This is a genomic window from Streptomyces sp. NPDC025793, from assembly GCF_055558375.1.
Map to the genome: position 1 here is coordinate 1 of NZ_JBVHMR010000110.1, position 7,964 is coordinate 7,964.

General features: G+C 69.9%; 7 protein-coding genes and 1 pseudogene. 6 read left to right on the top strand and 2 right to left on the bottom strand.

The genetic code is table 11. The features are described from left to right. From ACZ4MF_RS48390 to ACZ4MF_RS48405, 4 genes are all read left to right on the top strand, one after another. A partial coding sequence (locus ACZ4MF_RS48390; RefSeq protein ID WP_467500767.1) for a glycine-rich domain-containing protein occupies nt 1–562 on the top strand: 562 nt, incomplete at its 5' end. A gap of 53 nt (nt 563–615) precedes the next feature. After that, nucleotides 616–1,296, top strand: coding sequence for a class I SAM-dependent methyltransferase (locus tag ACZ4MF_RS48395; RefSeq protein ID WP_467500769.1), 681 nt, complete (start codon nt 616–618; stop codon nt 1,294–1,296). Nucleotides 1,297–1,780: 484 nt separating this feature from the next. Beyond that, nucleotides 1,781–3,232 (top strand): alginate lyase family protein, encoded by a 1,452-nt coding sequence (locus ACZ4MF_RS48400; RefSeq protein ID WP_467500771.1) that lies wholly within the window; start codon nt 1,781–1,783, stop codon nt 3,230–3,232. Between the two features lie 211 nt (nt 3,233–3,443). Further along, complete coding sequence (locus ACZ4MF_RS48405; protein ID WP_467500773.1) at nt 3,444–3,590, top strand: hypothetical protein; 147 nt, start codon at nt 3,444–3,446, stop codon at nt 3,588–3,590. Here the strand turns inward: ACZ4MF_RS48405 and ACZ4MF_RS48410 are convergent, their stop codons facing one another. Both ACZ4MF_RS48410 and ACZ4MF_RS48415 read right to left on the bottom strand, forming a co-directional pair. Next, a complete protein-coding gene (locus tag ACZ4MF_RS48410; RefSeq protein WP_467500775.1) occupies nt 3,591–3,770 on the bottom strand; it encodes a hypothetical protein in 180 nt (59 codons plus the stop codon). Between the two features lie 157 nt (nt 3,771–3,927). Next, nucleotides 3,928–4,086 (bottom strand): annotated as a pseudogene (locus ACZ4MF_RS48415) (IS5/IS1182 family transposase); the annotation flags it as partial. Nucleotides 4,087–4,547: 461 nt separating this feature from the next. Here ACZ4MF_RS48415 and ACZ4MF_RS48420 point away from each other — a divergent pair. Together ACZ4MF_RS48420 and ACZ4MF_RS48425 are read left to right on the top strand one after the other, a co-directional pair. Beyond that, nucleotides 4,548–4,985, top strand: coding sequence for a hypothetical protein (locus ACZ4MF_RS48420; RefSeq protein WP_467500776.1), 438 nt, complete (start codon nt 4,548–4,550; stop codon nt 4,983–4,985). Beyond that, nucleotides 4,982–7,789, top strand: a complete 2,808-nt coding sequence (locus ACZ4MF_RS48425; RefSeq protein ID WP_467500778.1) for a hypothetical protein — start codon at nt 4,982–4,984, stop codon at nt 7,787–7,789. The genes ACZ4MF_RS48420 and ACZ4MF_RS48425 overlap by 4 nt, the downstream gene beginning before the upstream one ends. Nucleotides 7,790–7,964 lie beyond the last annotated feature (175 nt).

Below are 7,964 nucleotides of genomic sequence, written 5' to 3' on the forward strand. Positions count from 1 at the left end.
GGGCGCCGCGTTCCGCAACCCGCGGGACTACGTCGACCCGGTTGTGTGGGACCGCGAGATCCAGCTGCTCGTGCGCGACTACCCGTTCGACGAGGTGATGGCCACCCGCCTGTTCCACGCGGCCGTGTCCTACCTCGTCACCGCGATGGAGAAGTGGGGCCAGGGACTGGAGATGTGCTGCGGGCGGATCGTGGACATCGCCGTGCACGTCTTCATCCTGGACACCCGCAACTACCGGGAGTTCTGCCACCACCACTTCGACGGCCAGTTCCGTGAGCACATCCCGGAGATCGCGTTCAAGTACGACGGCTCCGTCGAGCGGACCGCGCACATCATCGCTGACAACGGGTTCGAGGTGGACTGGAAGCTGTGGGAGGCCGACTACGCCAAGTGCGCCCCCTGCACGCCCGGTTCCAACTGCCACTGCCCCCCTGAGCACGACCGGCCCGTAACCGGGGTCGGTGAGCGCCCGGAGGTGCCCCGCGCACCCCCGGGCGCTCCTTTTGCTCGTATTCATGACATTTCCGGGCTTTCGCTCACGCCCCACCGGCCACCGGGCTAGCGTGGCGCGCACCTGAGAACCGTTCGCGCACACGCTTCCCGGAGGCCCCAGGCATGACCAGCGCCGCCCCCATGACCGCCGCCGAGTACTGGGACAAGTACAAGCCCCACCGCGGCGAGCAGCCCCAGCAGTGCCCGGCAGCCGACCGGTTCGACTGGACCGACGTCTCCGACGACGCTGGCCCCGGTGCCGAACTCCTCGGCCGGCCGAAGACCGCGCTCGACCTCGGCCCGGCCGAAGGCGAGAACGCCGCCCACCTCGCCCGCACCGGCGTCGAGGTGACCGCGGTCGACTTCTCACCCGTCCAGGTCGAGCGCGCCCGCGGATTCTGGACCGACCTGCCCAACCTCACCTTCGTACACGCCGAAGCCTGCGCCTACCTCGACCGGGAGCCGCGCGAGTTCGACGCCGTCTACTCGACGTGGGGCGCCGTCTGGTTCACCGACCCCGACGACCTCTTCCCCCTCGTCCGCCGATGCCTCGCGCCGGGCGGTGTCTTCGGCTTCTCCCACCGCGAGCCGGCCACCGGCCACTACGGCGCCCAGCCCATGAGCGGCAAGTGGCTGGAAGGGCGCGAGCGCGAACTGACCGTGTACCGGTGGCAGTACAGCGCACAGCAGTGGGCCGACATCCTCAAGCACCACGGCTTCACCAACATCTCGGCCTGCGTGCTGCCCCACCCCGACCCGTCCGCGTTGGGCACCCTCCTTGTGACCGCCCGGAGCGCTCTCTGACCGGCCCGCAGCAGCACCGGGCAGCGGCTGACCCGTCGGGCCTGCCCCGGGTTCCGTGCACCGGGGAGCAGGGTTCCGTCGTTCTCGCGGTTGCCCGGAGCCGCGGGTATGGGCTCGATGCCCCAAGTCGGCGGTGGTGGGCGGTTCGTGACGAGTGGCGGATACGCCTGCAGGCACGGCTTCCGGTGATCATGGAGTGTCGAGTTCGCTGATCACCACAACGGAAGACCGTGCCTGCTGCGTCAGCATCGCCCATCCCCGTCGGGTTGGGCGGGCCGTGATCAGGCCTGCCCCGACGAACTGCCCGACCTTCTGGCCAGGCTGTCCCGCGTGCCCGACCCGCGGATGGATGCGACGGGTTTGGGTTCGATCGGTTTTCCGGCGCGAAGACTCGCTTTTCTGTTATCGCCCGCGGGCCCCGCCCGTCTCCTGTTCATACGCTACGCATCGGACGCCCCCCACACACACCTGAGGACCGAAGCACGTGAGAGCAGAGATCAGCCGTCGGAGCATGCTGAAGATCGCCGGTACGGCCGCGGGCGCGGCCACCGTCGGAGCCGCGCTCCCCGCGGCTCCCGCAGTGGCGGCGGGCGCCGCCTTCGCGCACCCCGGACTCCTGCACACCCGGGCCGACCTCGACCGCATGGCGGCCAAGGTGAAGGCGGGCTCAGCCCCCACCGCGACGGGCTTCGCCAAACTCACCGCCAACCGCCACTCGCAGAGCACATGGCGGCCCAACCCCCAGACCACAGTCCGCCGGGGCGGGGGCGGGCCGCAGAACTACCCGGCCCTCTACAACGACATCCACGCGGCCTATCAGAACGCGCTGCGCTGGCACATCACCGGCGACACCGCCCACGCCGACACCGCGCGGGACATCTGCAACGCCTGGTCGGGGAAGCTGCAGGGCATCAGCGGAGGCTCCGAAGTCGTGCTCCTGGCGGGCATCTACGGGTACCAGTTCGCCAACGCCGGCGAGCTCATGCGCGGCTACCCCGGCTTCGACCTGGCCCGTTTCCAGGACATGCTGGTCAAGTACTTCTATCCGACGAACCGCGACTTCATGCACCGCAAAACCAATTGCATAGGCCACTACTGGGCGAACTGGGACCTGTGCAGCATGGCCTCGGTCATGGCCATCGGGATCCTCTGCGACGACCGGGCCAAGTTCAACGAGACGGTGGACTACTTCTACAACGGCGCGGGCAACGGCTCGCTGGCCAACGCGATCCCCTACGTCTACAACGGCGTGGGCCTGGCCCAGTGGCAGGAGAGCGGGCGCGACCAGTCCCACAGCATGATGGGCATCGGCCTGATGGGCACCATCTGCGAGATGGCCTGGAACCAGGGCGTCGACCTCTACGGCGCGGACGACTCCAGGTTCCGCAAGGCGTGCGAGTACGTCGCTCGGTACAACCTCGGCCACGACGTGCCGTACACCACCTACACCTGGAACCACGGCGTGCACTGCGTGGCAACGAAGCAGCCCGTCATCTCCCCGGGCGGCCGTGGCGGTGGACGCCCGGTCTGGGAGCGGGTCTACCGCCACTACACCGTCAGGCGCGGCATGACCATGTCGAATACCGGCGAGATGGTGGCCCGCGTCAGGCGCGAGGGAGGCGAGGGAGGCGGCGGAGACTACGGCCCGAACAGCGGAGGCTTCGACGAACTCGGCTTCGGCACCCTGGCATACACCGGCGACCGCTCCACGAAGCCGAAGGCCCCGGGCTCCCCTTCCCCCTCGGCCTCCGCCGCCGGCGTCGCGCACGCCACACCGTCACCCTCCGCCGGCCCCCAGCGCGGCAGGGACGGCGGCGACCTGGCCGCCACCGGCTCCTCGGACCTCCCCGCCTGGACCGCCGCGACCGGCATCACCGCACTCATGGGCGGCCTGCTCCTACTGCGCCGCCGCGCCCGCGCGGGACGCGACGCCTAATCGCTCTGCTGGAAGGGCCGCTTCAACGCTGGGCTCTGCCGAGGCCGGACGACCGTGCCGAGCTGCTGCGGCGGGCCGGATCGCCGGACCGCCGTACGGCCGAGCGGGCCCGAATCATCCTGGTGTGCGCCGAGGGAATGTCGAATGCGGGCGCCGCGCGGGCCGTTGAGTGGCCCTCAGGACGGTGAGGAAGTTGCGCAGCCGAGGAGCGATGGCCGGGCTCGAGGACACCGGGCGTACCGGCCGGCCGAAGGCCGACCTGGTCCTGAGCGAGACGGAGCGGAGTCAGCTCATCCGCCGCGGCGTGCACACGTCGGTGCAGCAGGGCTCTGTCGTACTCGCGATCGGCGCGGAATGATCACGTGAGTCCGAGGGCGGTCGGCGGCCGGGTCATGCCCCGCCCGTGATGACGCAGGCCCTCGGCGATGTTGTCCCACCCGGCCAGGCGGAGCGCGCCGATGGCCGGATTCCGCAGGGAGGCCATCACGCGCGGCGCGCCGCCGGTCCGCACCCGCGAGGCGTCCTCCCCGAACGTCACATCCCTGACACGGTGCTCCCGATTCTCAATAGCCCCATGCCCGCGCACGCGTTCGGCCAGGTCAGCCGCAGGCAGCTTCGCTTCCCGGGTAAGGGCTGTGAAGGCAGTCCGGTGTCGTTCGGCGGTCAGATCGCGCTCCCGCCACAGTGAGCTGATTTCATCTTGCCGCTGACGTGGCCAGATGCAGGGTGAGGATCGCTTTGACGACGTCGGTGATCCGGTGGGTGCTGCACCGGACCTTCCGGAGCACGCGCCAGGTCTTCAAGGTGGCCATGGCCTCCTCTCCGACGCATCGGATCTTGGCGTGGGCGGTGTTGTAGCGAGGGCTCATTCGTGCGTACGTCCCTCAGGGTGATAGTTCCGGGCGCTTCTCTGTCGGTCCCGGCCGCAACGCACGCATTGGCCACCGCAGTTGTACGCAACCCCCGCCCGTCCACGAACAGAAGGTCGTCGTCGACAAGGAACGTCAGCCAGTCGGGAGGCGATCAGTGGGCGGCTGCAGTGGTCGAGAGCCGGGAGCGTCTCATCCTTGAGGCCTGCCTCGGCGTCGAGGGCAGACGAGGGCGCGGGTTGCGCCGTTGCGCACGCTCGACTCGGCATGGACCCTCATACACGTTGCGCCGCTCTCGCGCACAGGCCGACCCGCTGCGCGTGGGAACGGTGATGCGTACGATCGGTCGGAGGTGAGCGTCACGTTGGCGCGTACGGGGGAGGTCTCTCGTGTCGGATTCTTTGTCCTCGCTCGCCCTGACCGGAGCAAGCACGATCGTGACGGCCATGGCGACCACCGCGTGGGAGTCTGCGCGCGATCGTGTCGTGGCGGTCTTCCGTCGACACAGTGGGGGTGCCGGGGCTCGGGAGGATCCGGAACGGAGCCAGGTCTACCTCGAGTTGGAGGCGAGCGCCGCCCAACTGTGCGAAGCCGCCGACCCGGAGGGCGCCCGTCAGGAGTTGCAGCGAAGGTGGCAGTGGCTGTTGGAGAGCCTGCTGCGCGCCAGCCCTGATGCCGTCGATGAGCTGCGTGCCCTGAGCGAGGAAGTCGGCCGACAGCTCCGGGATGCTCAACCCCGCTGGAACCAGAGCGTGGTGGCCAGGGACGGCGGTTCGGCGTATGGAGCTCTGGGGCCGGGTGCCAGCGTGCACGTACACCACCACGGCGTGCCGAACCCGCCTGCGGCGGGTCGCCGTGCAGAGCGAGAAGAGTCGGACTCGTGAACCAGTCCGTACATGCCGAGAACGGTTTCGCCTACGGGGTCGTCGGCGCGGACATCCATGTATTCGGGGACGGCGTCCCCGTGTATCTCCTTCAGCGTTGGCAGCCCATCGTGACTCCGGAGGACGCGTTCTTGCGGGAAGTGCCCAGCCGCATGCTCAACGCCCGCTTCCGAGTGGTGGAGTTCACCGGGCGTGCCGCCGAACTGTCCTCGCTGCAGGCGTGGCGGGACGAGGAGGGCGCGCTCGCCGTGCGATGGCTCCATGGGCCGGGAGGGCAGGGCAAGACCCGGCTGGCCGAGCGCTTCGCGCAGGCGTCCGTGCGGGACGGCTGGCAGGTCGTGACGGCGACCCACGGCCCGGGCAGCGTGTTGCCCCCGCCCGGCAGCCAGGATCTCGCCGACGCAGGAGAGGCGGGCGTGCTGCTGATCGTCGACTACGCCGACCGATGGCCCCTGTCGCACCTGCTGTGGCTCTTCAGCAACGCCCTGTTGCACAGCGACCGGGGGCGCAGCGCCAGGGTGTTGCTGCTGGCCCGGGGTGGCGACCTGTGGCCCGGAGTGCGTGCCGCCCTGGTCAACCAGGGTGCGCGCACATCGGCCCAGCGCCTGGCTCCGCTGTCCGACGACGAGGGCGCCTCCGGCTCCCCGCGCGCCCAGATGTTCACCGTGGCCCGAGACAGCTTCGCCGCCCGCTACGGTGCCGCCGCAGCCGGGATCACCGCTCCGGCCCAGCTCGGCGAGGCCGAGTTCGGCCTGACGCTGGCCGTGCACATGGCCGCTCTCGTCGCCGTCGACGCGGCCGTCCAGGGCGTACGGCCACCCGATGACCTCGCCGGTCTGTCCACGTACCTCCTGGACCGTGAACACCTGCACTGGGCACGTCTGCACGGGGATCCCGACCACGTGATCTCCCCGCATGCAACCGCCTTCCGCACCCCTCCCCACGTCATGAACCGCACGGTCTTCACCGCGGCGCTCACCGGAGCGGTGACCCCCGATGTGGGCCGTGCGGCCATCGATCCGCTCACCGTCCACGTCCCGGCCGAGCAGCTGCTCACCGACCATGCCGTGTGCTACCCCGCCGCGGAACCCGACCGCGGGACTGTCCTGGAACCCTTGTACCCGGACCGGCTCTGCGAGGACTTCCTCGCCCTGACCCTCGCCGGACATCAGGCCGACTACCCGGGACAGCAGTGGGCCGGCGAGACCGTCAACGCACTGCTCCGCGAGGCCGACGTCGTCGGCAGCCCCATCGAGGGGGAGTGGATGGCCCGTGCGGTGGTCTTCCTGGCCGCCGCAGCGGTGCGCTGGCCCCACGTGGGCTCCCTCCACCTCTTCCCGCTGCTCGCCGGTGTTCCGCAACTCGCCGTGATCGGAGGCAGCGCCACACTGGCCGCTCTGGCGGAACTCGAAGACATCGACGCGGACCTTCTCGAAGCCATCGCCATGTTCTTCCCGTCGCACCAACAGCCGACCCCCGACCTGGACCCCGGTATCGCCGCGGTGAGCACCCGGTTACTCCCGCACCGGCTGGCGCGTGCCCGCAACCTCAACGACCGGGCCGTGACCCGGCACGAGCACGGGGCGCGGCTGACACACGCCGGCCGGTTCGAGGAAGCCCTGGCCGAGGCGGCGACCAGCGTCAGCGAGCTGAGGGAAGCGGCCACGAGCATGCGTCGCACCCCTCAACGCCGGATTGTCGAGGCCAATCTCGCCATGGGGCTGAACACCTACGCCAAGCGGCTGGACATCACCGGCCGGCGAGCAGAGGCGCGAGCCGCGACTGAGGAAGCGGTGGCGCTGAAGCGCGAACTGGCCGGCGAGGACCGCATGTTCATACCGGACTTGGCCAGTGGTCTGCTGGGTCACGGGCGGGATCTGTTTCAGGCCGGACACGCGGCGGACGCGGCGGTGGTGCTGGAGGAATGCGTGGGCGTCTACCGGGACCTCGTGGTCTCCGACGCCCACGCTCATGACTCAGACTTCGCGGCGTCGCTGGCCGCGCTCGGCGTGTGCTACCGGCACACCGGGCGTCCACGAGAGTCGCTCGCGCTGGCCCGCGAGGGCGTGGCGGTGCGTCGTCGGCTCGCGGCCAAGAACCCGTCCGGCAACGCGCAGCAGCTCGCCGTCGAGTTGCAGCAGCTCGCACGATCCCTCGAAGCCGTCGGGAGCCCGGACGCGGTGCCCTCCGCGCAGGAGGCCGTCGACCTGTACCGGGACCTCGCCCGGGCCAACCCCGCGGCCTACGAACGTTCATTGGCGGACGGGTTGATCGGACTCGCCGGGCGCCTGGTCATGCAGCAACGCCCGGAAGAGAGCCTGACGGCGGTTCACGAGGGCGTGGCGATCCTTCGCCGCGTCACCGCACGACAGCCGGGCGTCGAGTTGTACACGCTGGGCGAGGCGTTGAGCATGAAGGTCGCCACCTTGCTCGGTCTGGCCATAGCGTCGAACAACGAAGGCAGACCTGAAGAAGCGGCGGAGAGGCACGCGGAGGCGGTCGCCGCCACCCATGAAAACGTCGAACTCTACGGGAAGTTGACGAACACCGACCCGGCAGCCTTCGCCTACCACATCTCCGCCCTGTTCCTCGCCGTCTACGTCCGGGCCATGGACAGCGACCTCCTCGAAGAGGCCGTCGAGCTCTTCGACCGGTCCACGGACCTCATGCGGCGCGGACACGCACCACTGGACAGAGGGATGACGTACCACGACGTCGGCACCTCTCTTGCGGAGCAACTGTCCGCGGAGGACCGACCCGGTGAGGCCGCTCGAATCCGGCGCCTCCTCCTGCACCAGCCCTAGAACTGCTGTCAGCATCGGGCCCCAGCGTCTGGTGTGGCGCATCGGCGCGCCTTCCTGTTGGGGCAGGGGTGGGGGCCTGCCCCTTGGTGAGGCGCTCGGTTGCCCTCGGTCGCGGGGATCTGCCGGGCGCTCGCCGTAGCGCGAAGCGTACGAGCCAGCAGCCGACTCCGGTCTC